We start from the raw sequence: 21318 nt of genomic DNA, 5'->3' as shown, positions 1-21318 counted from the left end.
TTCCGCACCGGAAACCGAGCCACCCCCCGTACGACCCCCCGCACCGGCGCCGACCGCGCCCCGCATGGAAGAAAGGGACCCCCGCATGGCCGAGGAGCCCACCGTCGAACCGATCGCCATCATCGGCCTCTCGTGCCGGGTGCCGGGTGCCGGGGACGCCAGACAGTTCTGGCGCAACCTCGCCGACGGAGTCGAGTCGCTGACGCACTTCACCCGTGAGGAGCAGCGGGCGCTCGGCGTGCCCGACCACATCCTCGACGACCCGGACTTCGTGCCGGCCGCGATGATGCTCGACGACCACCAGGAGTTCGACGCCGCGTTCTTCGGCATGTCGATCAGGGAGGCGGAGATCCGGGACCCGCAGCACCGGCTCTTCCTCGAACTGTCGCACACGGCCCTGGAGGACGCGGGGTACGACCCGTTCAGGTACCCGGGCGAGATCGGTGTCTACGCCGGTTCCGGCGGGGACTTCTACCAGTGGATCAACATCAGGAGCAACGCGCAGGCCCACGCGAACGCGGGCTGGCTCGCCGTCATGGTCGGCAACCATGTCGACTACTGCGCCACGCTGTCGTCGTACAAGCTGGACCTGCGCGGTCCGAGCTACACCCTGCACACCGCGTGCTCGACCTCGCTGGTCGCGATCCACGTCGCCGCCGAGGCCCTGCGCAACGGCGAGTGCGACATGGCCCTGGCGGGCAGCGCGATGCTCGACCTGCCGCAGGGTCAGGGCTACGTGTACGACGAGGACGGCATCGTCTCCCCCGACGGCCACTGCCGGGCCTTCGACGCCAAGGCGGCCGGGACGATCTGGGGCAGCGGCGGCGGCGTGATCGTGCTGAAGCGGCTGTCGGAGGCGATCGAGGACGGCGACAACGTCCGGGCGGTCATCCTGGGCAACGCGATCAACAACGACGGCGCCAGCAAGGTCGGCTTCTCGGCGCCCAGCATGGACGGCCAGGCCGCGGTGATCGCCCAGGCGCTCGGGGTGGGCGGGGTCGACCCGCGTACCGTCACCTACGTCGAGGCGCACGGCACGGGTACCGCGCTGGGCGACCCGATCGAGGTCGCGGCGCTGAGCAGCGTGTTCCTCCAGGACACCGAGGACACCCAGTGGTGCGGCATCGGCTCGGTCAAGAGCAACATCGGCCACCTGGGCCAGTCGGCGGGCATCGCGAGCATCATCAAGGCGGTGCTGGCCCTGGAGAACGGGATGATCCCGCCCACGCTGCACTACGAGAGCCCCAACCCGAAGATCGACTTCACCCGGAGCCCGTTCTACGTGACGGGGACCCCCACCAAGTGGGAGCGCAACGGCTTCCCCCGGCGGGCGGGCGTCAGCTCGTTCGGCATCGGCGGCACCAACGCGCACATCGTGCTGGAGGAGGCCCCGGCGCCGTCCCGCCTGGAGCGTGAGCCCCGCCCGGCGCACCTGCTGCGGCTGTCGGGCAGGACCGACACCGCGCTGGCCGCCGCCGCCGAGCGCCTGGCCGCGCACCTGGAGGCCCACCCCGACGCCGACCTGGCCGACGTCGCCCACACCCTGCGGGTGGGGCGCAGGGAGCTGGCGCGCAGGAGCGCGGTGGTGGCCTCCGACGTCGCCGACGCGGTCGCCGCGCTCCGCGACCCCAAGCGCACGATCCCCGGCGCCACCTCCCGGCGCACCCCGCGCCCGGCGTTCCTGTTCTCCGGGCAGGGCTCGCAGTACGCGGGCATGGGCGCCGAGCTGTACCGCACCGAGAAGGTCTTCAGGGACGCGGTCGACGAGTGCGCCGAGATCCTGCGGCCGGTGCTGGGCGAGGACCTGCGTGAGCTGATCTTCGCCACCGGCGAGGAGGCCGGCGAGCGGCTGCGTCGGACGGAGCTGACCCAGCCCGCCCTCTTCACCGTGGAGTACGCCCTGGCCGCGCTGTGGCGCTCGCTGGGCGCCGAGCCCGCCGGGATGATCGGCCACAGCATCGGCGAGTACGTCGCGGCGACCGTGGCCGGGGTCTTCAGCCTGCCGGACGCGCTGCGGCTGGTGGCCGCCAGGGGCCGCCTGGTGCAGGGCATGCCCGCCGGGGCGATGCTCGCGGTGCAGCTCGCGCCGGACGAGATCGGCCCGCTGCTGCCCGACGGCGTGTCGGTGGCGACCGTCAACGGTCCCGGCACGTGCGTGGTGGCCGGTCCCCCGGCCCCGGTCGCCGAGCTGTCGGCCCTGCTGGAGGAGGAGGGCATCGGCAGGATGGAGCTGCGCACCTCGCACGCCTTCCACTCCTCGATGATGGACCCGATCCTGGGCGAGTTCCGCGCGCTGGTCGCCGGCGTCGAGCGGTCGGCGCCGAGCCTGCCGTTCCTGTCGAACGTGACCGGCACCTGGATCACCGCGGACGAGGCGACGGACCCGTCGTACTGGGCCCGGCACATGCGCGAGCCGGTGCTGTTCGGCGACTGCGTGGCGACCCTGCTCGCCGAGGGCGACTGGATCATGATCGAGTGCGGTCCCGGCAAGCAGCTGGCCGGGCTGGCGAGGGCGCAGACCCCGCCGGGCGCGGTCGCGCCGCTGCACTCCCTGCCCGGCCCCAAGGACACCGGTGGCGATGTGGCCGTGCTGTCGGCCGCGTACGGCACCCTGTGGGTGCACGGCGTCGCGCTGGAGGCGTTCGGCGAGGAGGGGCGCCGGATCTCGCTGCCCACCTACCCGTGGGAGCGCCAGCGCGCCTGGATCGACCCCGACCCGCAGGGCGCGTTCACCGGCGGCGTGGCCAACCCCGCGCCGGTCGAGGACGACCTGCCGCTGGACCGCTGGTTCAGCGTGCCGGTGTGGCGGCAGGTCCCGCCGGGACCGGTGCCGCCGGCCCCGGTCACCCGCGCCCTGGTGTTCGCCGACGACGGCTCCGCCGGGCTGGTGGACGCGCTGCGCGCGACGGGCGCCGAGGTGGTCGAGGTACGGCCCGGCGACGGGTTCTCCGCGGAGGGCACCGACGGCGTCTACACCGTGCGTCCCGCCGAGCGCGCCGACTACGACGCGCTGCTGTCGGCCGTGGGCGCGGTACCGGAGCGGGTGGTGCACGCGTGGACCGTCGGCGGCGAGCCCGCCGCCGGGACCGAGGGCACCTGGAAGGCTCAGGACCGCGGCTTCTTCAGCGTGCTCGCCCTGGTGCAGGCGCTGACCTCGGCGCAGCCCACCGACGCCACGGACGGGGTGGAGCTGACCCTGTTCACCTCGGGGGCCCAGGACGTCACCGGCGGCGACCTGGTCCGCCCGGAGCACGCGACCCTCGCCGGGTTCCCCCGGGTGGTGCCGCTGGAGACGCCGTGGCTGCGGGTGCGCCACGTCGACGTCGACGGACGCGACTGGGTCAGGCACGCCGCCGCGGAGCTGGGCAGGAGGCCCGAGCCGGACGAGGCGGGGCTGCTGCCCACCGTGAGCATCAGGGGTGGGCGTCGCTGGCTGCAGCACTACGAGCAGCTGGAGGTGCCCGCTTTGTCCGTGGAGGCCACGGAGACGGCCGAGGCCGTCGGCGGGCAGGCCGGTCCCCGCGACGGGCAGGTCTACGTCATCACCGGCGGTCTGGGCGGCATCGGCGTCTCCCTCGCCGAGGACCTGGCCGCGCGGGCCAGGGTGCGGCTGGTCCTGCTGTCCAGGTCCGGGCTGCCGGACCGGGCGGAGTGGGACGCGCACGAGGCCGGCCGCGCGGGCCGGGCGATCGCCGCGATCCGCAGGATGGAGGAGGCCGGGGCCGAGGTCCTGGTGCTCGCCGCCGACGTCACCTCCCCCGCCGACATGCGCCGGGTACGGGAGGAGACGGTCGCCGGGTTCGGCCGGGTGGACGTGATCGTGCACGCCGCGGGACTGCCCGGCGGCGGCATGGCCGAGATCAAGGAGCGGGCCGCCGCCGAGGAGGTGCTGGCGCCCAAGGTGGTCGGCACGCTCGCGCTGCGCGAGGCCTTCGCCGATCTCGACCTGGAGGCCGTCGTGCTCTGCTCGTCGATCACCGCGGTCGCGGGCGGCTTCGGCCAGGTCGACTACTGCGCGGCCAACAACTTCCTCGACGCGCACGCCAGGGGCGAGCACGGCTGGGGCGCGGCCACGGTCGTCTCCGCCAACTGGGGCAAGTGGCTGGAGGTCGGCATGGCGGCCGAGGTCGCCGCGCCCGCCGGTTTCGTGGCACTGCAGCGCGGCGACCGGATCAGGGCCGTCGACCACCCGGTGATCTCCGCCTGGCACGAGGCCGACGGCGAGGAGCTCGGCTGGGCCGGTGGCAGCCTCTCCCCCGACACCCACTGGGCGCTCGACGGGCACCGTATCTCCGGGGTTCCGGTGCTGCCGGGCACCGGCCACCTGGAGCTGGCCCGCTGCGCCAGCGAGGCGGTCCTGACCGGCCCCGGCGTCGTCGAGCTGCGCGACGTGGTGTTCGTCGAGCCGCTGTCGGTGGCCGACGGCGCCTCCGCCGAGGTACGGGTGACGTTCAGCACCGAGGCGGACGGCGCGGACTTCCAGGTGCGCAGCGTCATCGGCGGCGAGCAGCGCACCCACGCGCGCGGCACCGCGGCCAAGGTCGACGCCGGGCCGGCCGGGCGGGCCGACGTGGCGGCGATCATCGAGCGCTGCACCCCGGCGTCCGAGGAGCAGGGCGGCGTGCCGCTGTCCGGGCTGCTCACGCTCGGCCCCCACTGGGGCCACATGAGCAAGTGGTACATCGGCCAGAACGAGGCCCTGGGACTGTTCGAGCTGCCCGCCGAGCTGTCGGAGGACCTGGACGGCTGGGGCCTGCACCCGGCACTGCTCGACAGCGCCACCTCCTTCACCTGGATCGACGTCGTCGGCCACTACCTGCCGCTCGGCTACGGCCGCATCACCGTCAGGGACCGGCTGCCCGGCAGGTTCTGGAGCCACATGCGCTTCCGCGACAGCGGCACCGACGAGGTGCTGGCGGTCGACGTGACGCTCATCGACGCAGGCGGCGTGATCGTCACCGAGATCTCCGACTACGTGCTGCGCCGCATCAACACCGACGCCGTGGTGGCCGGGGTGACGGCCGACGCCGGGGCCCAGCGGGCGGGCACGGTCGCCGTCCCCGACCAGGGCGGCCAGGTCGCGACGACCGCCGGGGGTCCCGATGCGGTCGGCATCCGCCCCGCCGAGGGCGCCGAGGCGTTCCACCGGCTGCTGGCCACCCCCCTCGGCGCGCAGGTGGTGATCGCCGCGACCCCGGTGGCCGCCTACCTGGCCGGGGTCGGGTCGGTCACCCAGGAGACGGTCGAGACGGAGCTGGACCCGGCCGCCGTGTCGGACCGTCCCCGTCCCGGCGGCGCGGCGTCCGACGACTACGTGGCGCCGCGCGGCGACGTCGAGACCGCCATCGCCCGGCTGTGGAGCGAGGTGCTCGGCGGCGAGCGCATCGGCGTCGACGACGACTTCTTCGAGCTCGGCGGCAACTCCCTGATCGCCGTGCAGCTCATCGCCCTGATCCGCAAGGAGCTGGGCGTGCGGCTGCCGATGCGCAGCCTCTTCGAGGAGCCCACGGTGGCCGGGGTCACCGCGCTGATCGAGCAGGCGCGCGCCGCCGCGCCGCCGGCGGAGGCCGCCCCGGCCGCGAGCCAGACCATGATTCCCCGTCTCCCCCGCAGGAGTGAGCAGCAGTGACCGAATCCGTTCCCGACACCAAGGTCGTCCTCAACGACGAGGAGCAGTACTCCATCTGGCCCTCGGGCCGTGACAACCCGGACGGCTGGCACGACGCGGGCTTCACCGGCACCAAGGACGAGTGCCTGGCCCACATCGAGCAGGTCTGGACCGACATGCGTCCGCGCAGCCTGCGCGAGGCGATGAAAGCGGGAGACGCGGGATGACCGACCAGGTGGTGGACGTCTTCCCGTCCTCCTCGGGGCAGGAGCGCATGTGGTTCCTCGCCCGTTTCGAGCCCGAGCTCGCCGTCTACAACATCGGCATGCTCATGCCGATGAGCGCCCGCCAGCCGGTCGATCCGCGCCGGCTGGAGGCCGCCGTCACCCAGGTGGTGCGCCGCCACGAGGTGCTGCGCACCGTCTTCGAGTTCCGGGACGGCCAGGTGGTGCAGGTCGTCAGCGGCGCCTTCCCCCCGGTGCGGCTCACCGAGACCGACCTCACCCACCTGCCCGCCGGCGAGCGCGAGGCCGAGCTCGCCCGGCTGGCCAAGTCTGACTCGGTCACGCCGTTCGTGCTGGACCAGGCGCCGCTGTACCGGCTGCGGCAGGTGCGGATGGCCGACGACGACCTGCGGCTGATCTGCGTGTTCGACCACACCGTGTTCGACGGCGTCTCCAGCCACGTCTTCGTCAACGAACTGGAGGAGTGCTACGACGCCATCGGCGAGGGGCGCGAGCCCAAGCTGGCGGAGCTGCCCATCCAGTTCGCCGACTTCGCCGTCTGGCAGCGGGACCGGCTGACCGGGGCGTTCGTCGAGGAGGAGCTGGCGCACTGGCGGGAGCGGCTGGCCGGGATCCCGTCCGACCTCGCCCTGCCCGCCGACCGGCCGCGCCCGCGCAGCCGTTCCTACCGGGGCGAGGCGCAGCTGGGCGCGTTCTCCCCGGAGGTGTCGGCCGGGATCGAGCGCATGGCCAAGGACCTGAACTCGACGCTGTTCACGGTCATGCTCACCGCGTTCGCGACCGTGCTGGCCCGCTGGTCGGGGCAGTACGACGTCGTGGTGGGCACCCCGATCGCGGGGCGGCTGCTGCCGGAGACCGAGCCCGTCATCGGCATGTTCGTCAACGCCGTGGCGCTGCGCGCCGACCTGACCGGCGACCCGACGTTCGCCGAGGCGGCCGGGCGGGTGCGCACCACGGTCGCCGAGGCCCTGGACCACCAGGAGCTGCCGTTCGAGCGGCTGGTGGAGGCGCTGCAGCCGACCAGGGACCTGAGCGTGCCGCCTATCTACCAGGTGATGTTCAACCTGGCCCACGACACCAACGAGGGCCAGATCGCCAACGGGACCGCCAAGGTGGACCTGCAGCTGGACCTCAACATGCGCGGGGGGCGGCTGCACACCCGCCTGGAGTACAGCACCGACCTGTTCGACCGGCCCACGATCGAGCGGTTCGGCGCCTGCCTGCAGACGCTGGTCGAGGCCGCGGTCGCCGCCCCGGGGACGCCGATCTCCCGGCTGCCGCTGCTCACCCCCGAGGAGCGCGACCGCGTCCTCGCGCTCGGCACCGGCGAGGACCCCGCGCGTGCGCTGGAGGTCCTGGCGGGTGCGGGTACCGATACGACGCCGACCTCGCCGACCTCGCTGACCTCGCTCGTCGAGGCTCAGGTGGCCAGGACGCCGGACGCCCCGGCCGTGGTCACCGGTGCCGGGACGCTGACGTACGCGGAGCTGGACGAGCGCGCCACGGCCCTGGCGGGCTGGCTGCGCGGGATCGGGGTGCGGCGGGGCAGCCCGGTGGCGGTGTGCGCCGAGCGGTCGGCCGAGCTGGTCGTCGGCCTGCTCGCGGTGCTCAAGGCGGGCGGGGCCTACGTCCCCCTCGACCCGGAGTACCCGCCGTCGCGGCTGGCGTTCATGCTGGCCGACAGCGGGGCCCGGGTGATGCTGACCCAGCGTCACCTGCGCGACCTGCTCCCCGAGGGCGCCGTGAAGCCGGTGCTGCTGGACGCGCCCGACACCTGGGGACCGCAGCCCCCGGGAACGCCGCTTCCGGCCGTCGGCCCTGACGACGCCGCGTACGTGATCTACACCTCGGGGTCGACCGGGCGTCCCAAGGGCGTCGTCAACACCCACGGGGCCGTCGTCAACCGGCTCGCCTGGATGCAGGACCGGTTCGGCCTCACCCCGGCCGAGGCGGTGCTGCAGAAGACGCCGACGAGCTTCGACGTGTCGGTGTGGGAGTTCTTCTGGCCGCTGGTCACCGGGGCGTCCCTGGTGCCGGTCCGGCCGGGCGGGCACCGCGACCCCAACCACCAGCGCGACCTGATCAAGGCGCACTCGGTGAGCACCGCGCACTTCGTCCCCTCGATGCTGGCCCTGTTCCTGGAGGAGACCGGCATCGAGTCGTGCCACTCGCTCAGGCGGGTGATCTGCAGCGGCGAGGAGCTGCCGCCGCGCCTGGCCGCCCGCTTCCGCGAGCGGCTGCCCAAGGTGGAGCTGCACAACCTGTACGGGCCGACGGAGGCCGCGGTCGACGTGACCGCCTGGCGGGTCGAGCCGGGCGAGACGCCGGAGGCGCTGAACGCGCTGCACACGCTGCCCATCGGCCCGCCGATGCCGGGCAACCGCCTGCACGTCCTGGACGACCTGTTCCGGCCGCTGCCGGTCGGCGTGCCCGGGCACCTGCACATCGGCGGGGTCCAGGTGGCGCGCGGCTACGCGGGCCGCCCGGGGCTGACGGCCGAGCGGTTCGTGCCCGACCCGTACGGGCCGCCCGGCTCGCGGCTGTACGCGACCGGCGACCTGGCCAGGGTCCGCGCCGACGGGGACATCGAGTTCCTGGGACGGCTGGACGACCAGGTGAAGGTGCACGGCTGGCGGGTCGAGCTCGGCGAGATCGAGGCCGTGATGGCCGAGCACCCCAAGGTGCGGCGGGCGGTCGTGGCGCTGCGCGACGACGCCCCGGGCGGGCGCGGGCTGGTCGGGTACGTCGACTGGTCCGGGGACGCCTCGGCGCTCACCGGGGAGCTGCGCAGGACGCTCGCCAAGAAGCTGCCGGCCGCGCTCATCCCGCAGGCGTTCGTCGGCATCGACACCGTCCCGCTCGGCCCGAGCGGCAAGCTCGACCGGGGCGCGCTGCCCGCGCCGGCCGGTTCGGGCCGGGGCGACCTCGGCACGCCGTACACCGAGCCGCGCACCCCGCTGGAGACCGAGCTGTGCGCCCTGTGGAGCGAGCTGCTCGGCCGGGAGCGCATCGGCGTGGAGGACGACTTCTTCCAGCTCGGCGGCCACTCCCTGCTGGCGGTGCTGCTGGTCACCCGCTACCGGGAGACCTACGGCGTGGAGATGCCGCTGCGGCGGTGCTTCGAGATCACCACGGTGACCGAGCACGCCCTCGCCGTGCTGGAGCTGCAGCTCGGGGACGACGACGAGGAGCTGGCGGCCCTGCTCGCCGCCCTGGAGGACCCCGCGGATGAGTGACCTGAGGGCGAAGCTCGCGCGGCTCAGTCCGGAACAGCGGGCCGCGCTGGAGGAGAAGCTGCGGCGGCAACCGCCGCCGCGGCGGCCGTCGGGCATCCCCCGGCGCCCGGACGACGGCGGGCCGCCCCCGCTGTCGTTCGGCCAGGAGCGCCTGTGGTTCCTGCAGCAGCTGGACCCGGCCGACGCCTCGTACAACATGTTCCTGGTGCAGCGGCTGCGCGGGCACGTCTCCTTTGAGGCGCTCGGGTACGCGCTCGACCGGCTGGTGGAGCGGCACGAGACCCTGCGCGCCCGCTTCACCTCGCACGAGGGCAGCCCGGTGCAGGAGATCGGGCCGCCGCTGCCGGTCGAGCCCGACCTGATCGACCTCACCGGGCTGCCCGCCGGCGAGCGTGAGACCCGCGCGACCGAGCTGGTCGCCGACCTCACCAACCGGCCGTTCGACCTGGCGGCCGGGCCGCTGCTGCGGGTCCACCTGATCACCATGTCGGAGACCGACCACGTGCTGTGCGTGGTGCTGCACCACATCGTGGCCGACGGCTGGTCGCTGAAGATCCTGCTGGGCGAGCTCGCCGCCTGCTACGGCGCACGCCTGGAGGGACGCGAGGCGGACCTCCCGGCGCCGGTGCTGGAGTACGCCGACTACGCGGCCTGGCAGCGCGGGCTGCTGGACGAGGAGCGGGTGCGCCGCCAGCTCGACTACTGGAGCGGGCAGCTGGCCGGGGTGCCCGTGCTGGACGTCCCCGCCGACCGGCCCAGGCCGGCGGTGAAGTCGTCCAACGGCGACTACGCGGGACGGCGGATCGGGCGGGAGCTCACCGCCCGGCTGGACCGGCTGGCCAGGGACGAGCGGTGCACCCAGTTCATGGTGCTGCTGGCCGCCTTCCAGACGCTGCTCGGCGCCCACTCCGGGCAGGACGACGTGTGCGTGGGCTCGGTGATCGCCGGGCGGGAACGCCCCGAGCTGGAGCAGATCGTCGGGTTCTTCCCCAACACGCTCGCGCTGCGCGGCGACCTGTCGGGCGACCCGGGCTTCAGGGAGCTGCTCGGCCGCGTCAGGGCGACGGTGCTCGACGCCTTCGCCCACCAGGACATCCCGTTCGAGCGGCTGCTCAACGAGCTGCGCGTCGAGCGCGACCTGAGCACGACGCCGCTGTTCCAGGCGATGTTCGTGATGCAGGACAAGGAGGCGTCCGAGCTGGTCATGCCCGGCATCGAGACCGACGTCTTCGATCCGGGCGCGCGGCAGGCCAAGTTCGACCTGATGCTCGACGTGACGCCCCGCTCGGACTCGCTGTACGCGCTGCTGTCCTACAACGCCGACCTGTTCGAGCCGGACACGGTGGCGAGGATGCTGCGCAGGTACGAGCTCGTCCTGGAGGCCGTGGCCGACGACCCCGACATCCCGCTGTCGCGGCTGCGGGCCGCGATGCTGCTGCCCGAGGACCGCCTGCCCGCCGTCACCGCCTCCCTGTCCACCGCCCTTCCCGCGACCGCCGGTCCCGCCGGGGTGCTGGAGCTGTTCGAGGAGCGGGTGCGGCTGGCGCCGGACGCGGTGGCGGTGAGCCACGGCGACCGGCGGCTGAGCTACGCCGAGCTGCGCGGGCACGCCGCGCGGCTGGCGGCGCGGCTGGCCTCCGAGGGGGCCGGCCCCGAGACCGTGGTCGCGGTGTGCGCCCGGCGCGGCCCCGAGCTGGTCGTGGCCTTGCTGGCGACGGCGATGGCGGGAGGCGCCTACCTCCCGCTCGACCCCGCCTACCCGGCCGAGCGCCTGCGCTGGATGCTGCGCGACAGCGGGGCCGCGCTGCTGCTGTCCCAGGACGGCCCGCCGGGGTGCGACCTGCCGACGATCCCGCTCGACGGCGTCGCGGACGGTCCCGCCACCGGTGACGAACCGGCGACGAGGCCCGGCGGGCCGGGGAACCTGGCGTACGTGATCTACACCTCCGGTTCGACCGGCACCCCCAAGGGCGTGCAGGTCGAGCGGCGGGCGCTGGACGCGCGGGTGGCGTGGATGCGCGCCGAGTACGGCGTCCGGCCGCAGGACCGGGTGCTGCAGTTCGCCTCCGTGGGCTTCGACACGCACGCCGAGGAGATCTACCCGGCGCTCACCTCGGGGGCCGAACTGGTGCTCGCCCCCGACGAGCCGCTGCCCGACTTCCTGCGGACCCCGCGGGGCGCGTCGCTGACGGTGATGGACCTGCCCACCTCCTACTGGCAGGAGCTGGTCGCCGCCCGGATCTCCTGGCCGCCCGCGCTGCGCCTGCTGATCCTGGGCGCCGACCCGCTGCCGGGACCGGCGCTCGCCGCCTGGTACGAGGCCCACGGCGAGCGCGTCACCCTGGTCAACAGCTACGGGCCGACCGAGACGACGATCATCGCCACCGCCGGTGAACTCGACCCGGCCGAGGCTTCCAGGCGGCCGACCGTGGGTCACCCGCTGTCGGCCACCCGCGTCCACGTGCTGGACGAGCACGGCGCGCGGGTGCCCGCCGGGGCGCCCGGCGAGCTGTGCGTCGGCGGCGACGGGCTCTCCCGCGGTTACCTGGGGTCGCCCGCCCTCACGGCGGAACGCTTCGTGCCCGACCCCTACGGCCCGGCCGGTTCGCGCCTGTACCGCACCGGGGACCGGGCCAGGTTCCGGCCCGACGGGCGCCTGGAGATCCTGGGCCGTCTCGACCGCCAGGTGAAGATCCGGGGCTACCGCGTGGAACCCGGTGAGATCGAGGCGCGCCTGCTGGCCCACCCGTGGGTGGGCCGGGCGACCGTGACGGTCAGGGAGGACACCCCCGGCGACCGCCGCCTGGTCGCCTATGTCGTACGCCGTGAACCGGCCGCCGACGAGCGGTCCGGGCACCGGTTCGACGGCGGGAAGCTGCGGGAGTACCTCGCGGCGGAGCTGCCGCCGCACCTGGTGCCGAGCGCCGTGGTGGAGGTCGGGCGCATCCCGCTCACCCCGAGCGGGAAGGTCGACCAGGGCGCGCTGCCCGCCCCCGAGCACCGCTCGGGTGAGGGGTACCTGCCCCCGGAGACCCCCACGCAGGAGCTGGTGTGCTCGGTGTGGGCCGAGGTGCTGGGAGTGGAGCGGGTGGGGGCACTCGACGACTTCTTCCAGCTCGGCGGCCACTCGCTGCTCGCGACCAGGACGATCGCCAGGCTCTCGGCGGCGACCGGGCTGGACCTGCCGCTGAAACTGGCCTTCAGCCACCCGTCCGTGCGGAGGCTGGCGCAGGCGCTGGACGCGCTGGCCGAGGCCGGTCCCGGCGCGGGTCCCGCGGCGGGGGCCGGGCCGGTGCGGCGCCCGGAGGGCACGGCGCCGCCGCTGTCGTTCGCGCAGGAACGGCTCTGGTTCATGGAGCAGTTCAGCCCCGGGACCGGCGCCTACGTGCTGCCCGCGGCGGCCCGGCTGCGCGGCCCGCTGGACCTCGCGGCGCTGGACGCGCGGCTGGACGCCGCCGTGACGCGGCACGAGAGCCTGCGCATGCGCTTCCCCGCCTCCTCCGACGGGCGGCCCGAGGTACGGGTCGTCCCGGCCGGGACCCCGGAGGCACGGATCGCGATCCGCGTCGTCGAGACGCGCGCGGAAGCGGCGCACACGGAGAGGGCGCACACGGAGACGGAAGCGGAGGCGGAGAAGGCCGGAGCGACGCACGCGAAGGCTACGCACGCGGAGACGACGCACACGGAGACGGAAGCGGAGGCGGAGAAGGCCGGAGCGACGCACGCGAAGGCTACGCACGCGGGGACGGCGCACACGGAAGCGGAGGCGGAGGCGCGGCGGATCGTCAGTGCCGACGCGGCGCGCCCCTTCGACCTCGGCGACGGCCCGCTGCTCCGGGTGACCCTGGTCAGGCTCGCCCCCGCGGACCACGTGCTGCTGATCGCCGTCCACCACATCGTGGCCGACGGCTGGTCGGCGGAGCTCCTGCTGGACGAGCTGCTCTACGACCGCGACGACCACACCGGCCACACCGGCCGCGACTCTCATGGCGGTCGGCCGGGGCCGCGCGTCGGGTACGGCGACTACGCGCTCTGGCAGCGCGAGCGCCTGGCCGGACCGCGCCTGGAACGGCACCTGGAGTTCTGGCGGGAGGAGCTGGCCGCGCTGCCCCCGCTCGACCTTCCCCTCGACCGGCCCAGGCCGGCCAGGCAGGGGCACCGGGGCGCGTGGCACGACCTGCGACTGGACGCCGGGCTCACAGGGGCGCTCGGCGAACTGGCGCGGGAACGCGGCGCGACCCTCTACATGGCGCTGCTCTCCGGGTTCCAGGCCGTGCTCTCCCGCTGGTCGGGACAGCACGACTTCGCGGTGGGCTCGCCGGTCGCCGGTCGCGACCTGACGGAGTTCGAGGACGTGGTCGGGTTGTTCGTGAACCTGCTGCCGCTCCGGGCCCGCCTGGAGGGCGACCCCGCGTTCACCGAGCTGCTCGGCCGCACCCGCGACGCGGCCCTGGAGGTCTACGCCCACCAGGAGCTGCCGTTCGAGAAACTGGTCGCCGAGCTGGACCTGGCCAGGGACGCCACCCGCCCGCCGGTGGTGCAGGTGCTCTTCGCCCTGCAGAGCTACCTGGGCGGCACGGTCCCGGCGGGCCGGTCCGTGCCGGTGACCGGGTCCCCGGCGGCGACCGGACAGGCGGCCGAGCCCACGACCGGGGAACATGCCGGGCCAACGGCCGGGCCGGCGGCCGGCCGAGCGGGAAGGCCGGTGGCCGAGCCGTTCGTGCCGGACACCACCTCGACCCGGTTCGACCTGGAGCTGTACGTCTCGGAGACCGGTGACGGCCTCGCGGCGAGGTTCGTCTACAACCGCGACCTGTTCCTGCCGGAGACCGTCGAACGGCTCGCCGCGTCCTTCGGGACGTTCCTGCGCGCGGCCGTCGCCGCTCCGGAGACCCGCGTGGGCGACCTGGAGATGCTCTCCCCCGGGGAGCGGGACCTGGTACTGACCGGCTGGAACGCCACCGGGACCGCGTACCCGGCGGAGGAGACGCTGCACGGGCTCGTCGAGGCCCAGGCCGCGCGGACCCCCGACGCCACGGCCGTGGTCTTCGAGGGCGAGACGCTGACCTACGCCGAGCTGAACGACCGCGCCGGCCTGCTGGCCGCGCGGCTGCGCGCCGGCGTTACCGGTTTCGCCGACGTCGCCGGTGTCGCCGGTGTCGCGGAGAAGGACGGTGACCCGGCCGCGGACAGGGTGTTCGCCGTGCGGGCGGAGCGCTCGCTCGACCTGCCGGTACGGCTGCTCGCCGTGCTCAAGGCCGGGGGCGCCTACCTCCCCCTCGATCCGGGGCTGCCCGAGCGCCGGGTCGAGGCCATGCTCGCCGACGCCGGGGCCGTGGAGCTCACCGCGGCCCTGGACGCCTCGACAGACCCCGGAAACGCGAGTCCCCCCGCGCGGGACCTGCCCGACACACTCGCGTACGTGATCTTCACCTCGGGGTCCACGGGGAGGCCCAAGGGCGTCGGGGTGCCGCACCGGGCGATCGTCAACCGGCTGCGCTGGATGCAGGAGACGTACGGCCTGGACGCGGGCGACGCCGTGCTCCAGAAGACCCCCGCCGGGTTCGACGTGTCGGTGTGGGAGTTCTTCTGGCCGCTGATCACCGGGGCCCGCCTGGTGCTCGCCCGGCCCGACGGCCACCGCGACACCGCCTACCTGCGCGACCTCGTCACCGAACAGGCGATCACCACGGTCCACTTCGTCCCCTCGATGCTCGCCGCCTTCACCGCGGAGGAGCGGATCGAGGAGTGCCGCTCGCTGCGCCGGGTGATCTGCAGCGGCGAGGAGCTCACGGCCGTGGCCGCGGAACGGCTGACCGGGCGGTTGCCCGGGGTGGAGCTGCACAACCTCTACGGCCCGACCGAGGCCGCGGTCGACGTCTCCTGGCACCGTCACACGCCGGGCGAGAAGGTCGTGCCGATCGGCCGCCCGGTGGCCAACACCCGCCTGTACGTGCTGGACGAGGCGTTACGCCCGGTGCCGGTCGGGACGCCGGGGCAGCTGTTCATCGGCGGGGTCCAGCTGGCCCGGGGCTACCTGGGCCGCCCGGCCCTCACCGCCGAACGCTTCGTCCCCGACCCCTACGGCCCGCCCGGCTCCCGCCTGTACGCCACCGGCGACCGCGCCCGGTGGCGGCCCGACGGGGAGCTCGAGTACCTGGGCCGCCTCGACACCCAGACCAAGATCCGTGGCATGCGCGTCGAGCCCGGCGAGATCGAGGCCGTACTCGGCGGGCACCCGGACCTGAGCGCGGCGGCGGTCGGCGTGTGGCACGACGGCGCCGGAGCCAGGCTGGTCGGGTACGGGGTGCGGCGAGAGGGCACCGGGGACACTGCGGACACCGGGGACGCCGATCCCCGCGAGTGGCTCAGGGGCGAGCTGCCCGAGCACATGATCCCCACAGCCTGGGTGACGCTGGACGCGCTCCCGCTCACCCCCAACGGCAAGCTCGACCGGGCGGCCCTGCCGCCACCGCCCGGCCGGGGCGACCTCCCCTGGGAGCCACCGCGCACCGACGCGGAGCGCGCCGTCGCCCAGGTGTGGCAGGACGTGCTCGGCCTGGACAAGGTCGGCCGTCACGACGGGTTCTTCGGCGTCGGGGGCGACTCGATCCGCAGCCTCTCGGTGGTGGCCCGGCTGCGCGACCTGGGCTACGGGCTCGACCTGCAGCAGCTGTTCACCCACCAGAGCGTGGCCGAACTGGCCGGGGTGCTGCGCCCGCCCGGCGACGGGTCCCCGGCGGAGACGCGACGGACGCCCGAACCGGCGGTCGAGGCGTTCGGCCTGCTCAATCCGGCCGACCTGGCCAAGCTAAGGAGAGACGGCCGATGATCGAGGACGCGTATCCGCTGGCCGCGCTGCAGGCGGGCATGCTGTACCACAGCGAGCTCGAACCGGACAGTCCCACGTTCCACGACCTGATGACGATCACCCTGCGCGGCGAGCCGGACGTCCCCGCGCTGACCAGGGCGCTGGCCGAGGTCTCGGCCCGGCACCCGGTGCTGCGCACCTCGTTCGACCTGACCGGGTTCAGCGAGCCGCTCCAGCTCGTCCACGACGCCGTGACCATCCCCCTGGAGGTCGCCGACCTGCGGGAGAACACGGAGAACACGGAGAACACGGAGAACACGGAGAACACGGGCGGGAAGGGGTCGCGGGAACGGCTCGCGGCGTGGCGGGAGCGGGAGAAGCACAACGGGTTCGACTGGTCGTCCCCGCCGCTGCTGCGGGTCCACGTACACGTCCTGGACGACGACGAGTTCGCCCTCAGCCTCAGCTTCCACCACGCGCTCCTCGACGGCTGGAGCGTCGCCACGCTGGTCACCGAGATCCTGCACCGCTACGCCGCCCCTCCGGGGGCCGCTCCCCTCGCGCCGCCGCGGGCCCGGTTCCGGGACATGGTGGCGGCCGAGCGGGCGGCGACGGCCTCGGCGGAGACCGGGGAGTTCTGGCGGGAGCGGGTCACCGACGCCCCGGAGAGCCGGCTGCCCAGGCTGCCCGGGTTCCCCGTCGACGGGCCGCGTGACGTCACGGTGCTGGCCGTGCCCGTACCGCGCGAGACGGTGGACACGCTCGAACGGGAGAGCCGCGAGCTGCGGGTCCCCCTGCGCACGATCCTGCTGACCGCGCACCTGCGGGCGCTGGGCCTGGTCACCGGCGAGCGCGAGGTGATGACCGGCGTCCTCGGCCACAGCAGGCCGGAGACCGAGGGCGGCGGCGAGGTCCTCGGGCTGTTCCTCAACTCGCTGCCGATCCGGGTGCGCCTGGACGCCGCGAGCCGCGCCGACCTGGTGCGGCGGGTGTTCGACGCCGAGATCTCCGCCGTCCCGCACCGGAGCTACCCGCTGTTCGAGATCCAGCGGGCCGCGGGCCGCTCGCCGCTGCTGGACACGTTGTTCGACTTCAGGGACTTCCACGTGTACGGCGGGCTGCCCGGCGGGGGCGCGGCGATCACCGGGCAGGAGTTCTTCGAGCAGACCGACATGCCGTGCACGGTGGCCTTCGTCCGCGTGCCCGGCGGCGGGCTCACCCTCACGATCTCCTACGACCGAACCCAGTTCCCCCGCGACCAGATCGAGGCCCTGGCCGGACGGGTGCTCGCGGCCCTGACCGGCGAGCCCGGCCTCGGCGAGGCGGAGACCGAGGCGATCAACCGGTGGAACGCCACCGGCCGCGACCATCCGGGCGGCACCCTGCACGGGCTGATCCTCGCGCGGGCCGCCCTGACGCCCGACGCGCCCGCGGTCGGGTTCGAGGGGACGTGGATCACCTACCGCGAGCTGGCCGTCCGGGCCCTCGCGGTCGCGGCGGAGCTGCGCGCGGCGGGAGTGGAACGGGACCAGCCGGTCGGCGTCCACCTCGAACGGAGCACGGACCTTCCCGTCGCCCTGCTCGGCATCCTCGCCGCCGGAGGCGCCTACCTGCCGCTGGAGCCCGGCCACCCGGCCGAGCGCCTGCGGACCATGCTCTCCGACGCCGGGGCCTCCGTGCTGCTCACCTCGGCGGCCCTCGCCGACCAGGCCCCGCGGGCCGAACGCACGGTGCTGCTGCCGGACGGCCCGCCCACGCCCGCCGGTCCGGGTGGTCTGGGCGGTCCGGGCCTGCCGGACGGCCCGGGTGGTCCGGGCGACCTGAGCCTGCCGGACACGCCGGACGGGCCGGGGCATGAGGACGCGCTGGCTTATGTGATCTTCACGTCGGGGTCGACCGGGCGGCCGAAGGGCGTCGGGGTGTCGCACCGCGCGATCGTCAACCGGCTGCGCTGGATGCAGGCGGACCACGCCATCACCCCGGCCGACCGGGTCCTGCACAAGACCCCGATCTCGTTCGACATCTCGGTGTGGGAGCTGTTCTGGCCGCTGGTCACCGGGGCCGGGCTGGTGGTCGCCAAACCCGGCGGCCACTACGAGCCCTCCTACCTCGCCAGGCTGATCGTCTCCGAACGGATCACCACCGCCCACTTCGTCCCCTCCATGCTGGACCCCTTCCTCGACACGCCCGAGCTCGCCCCGGGCGAGCTGCGCAGGGTCGTCTGCTCGGGCGAGGCGCTCCCCGCCGAGCTGGTACGGCGTTTCGCGGAACGGCTGCCGGAGGTGGAGCTGCACAACCTCTACGGCCCGACCGAGACGGCCGTGGAGGTCTCGACGCACCGGTGCGACCCGGCCGAGCAGGTGGTCCCGATCGGCCGGCCGGGTGACAACACCCGGCTGGAGGTGCTCGACGACCGGTTCGAGCGAGCCCCGGTGGGCACCCGGGGGCAGCTGTTCATCGGCGGGGTGCAACTGGCCCGCGGCTATCTGGGCCGCCCGGCCCTCACCGCCGAGCGCTTCGTCCCGGACCCCTACGGCCCGCCCGGCTCGCGCCTGTACGCCACCGGGGACCAGGCCAGGTGGCGGCCGGACGGCGAGGTCGAGTACCTGGGCCGCCTCGACACCCAGATCAAGATCCGTGGCATGCGCGTCGAGCTCGGCGAGATCGAGGCGGCCCTGCTCGACCAGCCCGAGGTCCGCGCCGCGGCGGTCGTCGCCGACGGCGAGCGCCTGATCGGGTACGTCGTCACCGGCGACGCCGCCGGCAGTGCGACCGACGGTGGCACCGGCAGTGTGACCGACGACGTCACCGGTGACGCCTCGGTCGACTGGCGGGCGCGGCTGCGCGTCAGGGTTCCCGAGCACATGATCCCGTCGGCGTGGGTGACGCTGGACGCCCTGCCGGTCACCCCCAACGGCAAGCTCGACCGCGCCGCCCTGCCCGCCCCCGGCCGGACGGGCGCGGACGAGTTCCGGGTTCCGCCGAGGGACCCGGTCGAGGGACGGGTCGCGGCGATCTGGGAGGAGCTGTTCGACCTCCCCATGGTCGGGGTGTTCGACGACTTCTTCGACCTGGGCGGGCACTCGCTGCTCGCGCTCCGGCTGGCCGTGCGGATCAGGCAGGAGTTCGGCAGGGAGCTGCCGGTGGCGACCGTGCTCGCCTCCCCGACCGTGGCGGGCCTGGCGGACGTGCTGCGCCGCCCGGAGGACCTGGGCGAGCAGCGGGTGGTGACGCTCAACGCGGACGGCGACCGTACCCCGATCGTCCTGGTGCACGCTCTGGGCGGGCAGGTCTTCCGCTACCACCCGATGGCCCGCAGGCTCGGCCCCGACCAGCCCGTCTACGCGATCGCGGCCAGCGGCCTGGCGCCCGGCGAGGACCCGCACACCACCATGGCCGACATGGTCGAGGACTACGTCGACCGGCTGCGCGCCGTCCGTCCCAGCGGGCCGTACGTCCTGGGCGGGTTCTGCATCGGCGGGAACATCGCGATGGAGATGGCGAGGCGGCTGCGCGACCTCGGCGAGGAGGTCCCGCTGCTCGTGCTCTTCTACTCCGACGCGGACGAGCCGGTGATCACCAGCTCGCTGGAGGACGACGCCTCGCTCATGACCCACGCGCTGGCGGGAGGGCCGCTGGAGGTGGACACCGCGGAGTTCGCCTGCCTCGACCCCGAGGAGATGCTGATGGCGGTCATCGCCGCCGCCGGGCGGGAGCAGCGGCTGGCGCCCGACACCGCCGACGTCGAGCAGGCCCGGCGTTTCCTGCGGGTGTTCCGGGCCAACGCCCACGCGGTCGGCCGCTACCGGCACGAACCGTACGACGGTGACGTGGCGCTGTTCGCCCCCGCCGGTAACCGGCCCGACCTGGGCTGGAACGGCGTGGTGAAGGGGAACCTCGCGATCGAGGCGATCCCCGGCGAGCGCGTGGTCATCCTGTTCGAACCCCTGGTCGCCGAGGCGGCCGCCAAGCTGAGGAGTTGGATCGACCATGGCGTCACCGGACACTGAGAGCACCCCGGGCACGGGAAGCGCGGGGCCGCCACAGGGCACCGGGAGCCCGGCGGGCCCCGGAGGACCCGGCGAGTCCGGGGACCCCGGCGCCCCCGGGGGCGAGAAGCGGCCCGAGGGGGCCGACGGCGGCGACGGTCTCTGGCGCAACCAGGACTTCCTGCGGCTGTGGACCGGCCAGACCCTCTCCCAGTTCGGCTCGCAGATCTCGTACGTGGCGATCCCGCTGATCGCCATCGTCACCCTGGGCGCGAGCGCGACCGAGATGGGGATCCTCGGGGCGCTGATCCGGCTGCCGATGCTGGGCTTCCTGCTGTTCGGCGTCTACATCGACCGGATGCGCAAGCGGCCCGTGCTGATCTGGTCGGACCTGGGCCGGGCCGCGGTGCTGGCCCTGGTACCGCTGCTGTACGTGATGGACAGCCTCACGCTCGGGGTTCTGTACGCGGTCATGTTCGTCCTGAGCCTGCTGTCGGTGCTGTTCCAGGTCGCGTACCGCTCCTACTTCCCGTCGCTGGTCCCGCTGCGGCACCTGGGTGACGGCAACGGCAAGCTGCAGCTGAGCGAGTCGCTGGCGCAGACCGCGGGGCCCGGCGCGGCGTCGGCACTGCTCAAGGTGGTGGCCGCGCCGCTGCTGATCATGATCGACGTGCTCTCCTACCTGTTCTCCGCGATCGCCATCCTCCTCATCCGCAAGCGCGAGGAGGTGCCCGTCCCGGACGACGAGACGGCCAAGAGCGTGCACAAGGCGATCTGGGCGGGCTTCCGGTGGGTGATGGACCAGCCGATGATCCGGCCGCTCGCCATCGCCAGCGGGCTGTACTCGTTCTTCGTCATGGGCGCCATGCAGTCGATCTACGTGCTGTTCCTGCTGCGGGGCGGGCCCAACCTGCCGGTGGAGTGGGTGGGCGTCGTCATGGCGACGGGCGGCGTCGGCGCCATCCTCGGCGCGACCCTGTCGGTGCGGACCATGCGCCGCCTGGGGATCGGCCCGACGCTGCTGTGGAGCACGATCATCGGCAACTGCGCGCTGCTGCTGGTGCCGTTCGCGTCGGGGTCGGTCTGGGTCGCCGCCGGGATGCTCGGTCTCTCCCAGTTCATCGTCTGGGCGAGCAACCAGGTGTTCTTCGTGAGCAACATGACCCTGGTGCAGTCGATCACCCCGCCGCACCTGCAGGCCAGGGTGATCGGCACGATCTACTCGCTCGGGCTGATCCCGGCCCCGCTCGGCGCCCTGGGCGCGGGCCTGCTCGGCGAGACCCTCGGCCTGCGCCCGGCCATCCTGCTCGCGGTGATCGCCGGGGCCATCCTGCCGATCCTGCTGCTGGTCTTCTCCCCGATCCCGAAGGTGAAGGAGATCCCCGGCACCTGAGCGCGCTTCCCGCCCCCCTCGCGGGGGGCGGGAACA

General features: G+C 74.1%; 6 protein-coding genes. All 6 read left to right on the top strand.

What is annotated here, in order from left to right; translation table 11 throughout:
- Window positions 1–85: 85 nt before the first annotated feature.
- From ACFYWM_RS01225 to ACFYWM_RS01200, 6 genes are read left to right on the top strand one after another with little or no spacing between them, the layout of a single operon-like run.
- Window positions 86–5629 (top strand): SDR family NAD(P)-dependent oxidoreductase, encoded by a 5544-nt coding sequence (locus ACFYWM_RS01225; RefSeq protein ID WP_389907114.1) that lies wholly within the window; start codon window positions 86–88, stop codon window positions 5627–5629.
- Window positions 5626–5835 carry an MbtH family protein gene (locus ACFYWM_RS01220; RefSeq protein ID WP_389907112.1) on the top strand — a complete coding sequence of 70 codons (210 nt, stop codon included), beginning with the start codon at window positions 5626–5628 and terminating at the stop codon, window positions 5833–5835. Before ACFYWM_RS01225 ends, ACFYWM_RS01220 begins: the two co-directional genes overlap by 4 nt.
- Entirely contained in the window at window positions 5832–9089 is a 3258-nt protein-coding gene (locus ACFYWM_RS01215; RefSeq protein ID WP_389907110.1) for an amino acid adenylation domain-containing protein, read from the top strand. Before ACFYWM_RS01220 ends, ACFYWM_RS01215 begins: the two co-directional genes overlap by 4 nt.
- Complete coding sequence (locus ACFYWM_RS01210; RefSeq protein ID WP_389907108.1) at window positions 9082–15921, top strand: amino acid adenylation domain-containing protein; 6840 nt, start codon at window positions 9082–9084, stop codon at window positions 15919–15921. Before ACFYWM_RS01215 ends, ACFYWM_RS01210 begins: the two co-directional genes overlap by 8 nt.
- Window positions 15918–19910, top strand: a complete 3993-nt coding sequence (locus ACFYWM_RS01205) for an amino acid adenylation domain-containing protein (protein ID WP_389907106.1) — start codon at window positions 15918–15920, stop codon at window positions 19908–19910. The genes ACFYWM_RS01210 and ACFYWM_RS01205 overlap by 4 nt, the downstream gene beginning before the upstream one ends.
- Window positions 19891–21282 (top strand): MFS transporter, encoded by a 1392-nt coding sequence (locus ACFYWM_RS01200; RefSeq protein WP_389907104.1) that lies wholly within the window; start codon window positions 19891–19893, stop codon window positions 21280–21282. The genes ACFYWM_RS01205 and ACFYWM_RS01200 overlap by 20 nt, the downstream gene beginning before the upstream one ends.
- Window positions 21283–21318 lie beyond the last annotated feature (36 nt).

Origin of the sequence: Streptosporangium sp. NPDC002721 (assembly GCF_042888905.1) — a bacterium.
Classification (GTDB): domain Bacteria; phylum Actinomycetota; class Actinomycetes; order Streptosporangiales; family Streptosporangiaceae; genus Streptosporangium.
Note: the sequence above shows the minus strand (reverse complement) of the source record. Positions and strands in the feature narration are given on the sequence as shown.

Coding starts and splice junctions, on each gene's coding strand:
- ACFYWM_RS01205 (WP_389907106.1), top strand. CDS start 15,918: ATGATCGAGGACGCGTATCCGCTGGCCGCGCTGCAGGCGGGCATGCTG.
- ACFYWM_RS01210 (WP_389907108.1), top strand. CDS start 9,082: ATGAGTGACCTGAGGGCGAAGCTCGCGCGGCTCAGTCCGGAACAGCGG.
- ACFYWM_RS01215 (WP_389907110.1), top strand. CDS start 5,832: ATGACCGACCAGGTGGTGGACGTCTTCCCGTCCTCCTCGGGGCAGGAG.
- ACFYWM_RS01200 (WP_389907104.1), top strand. CDS start 19,891: ATGGCGTCACCGGACACTGAGAGCACCCCGGGCACGGGAAGCGCGGGG.
- ACFYWM_RS01225 (WP_389907114.1), top strand. CDS start 86: ATGGCCGAGGAGCCCACCGTCGAACCGATCGCCATCATCGGCCTCTCG.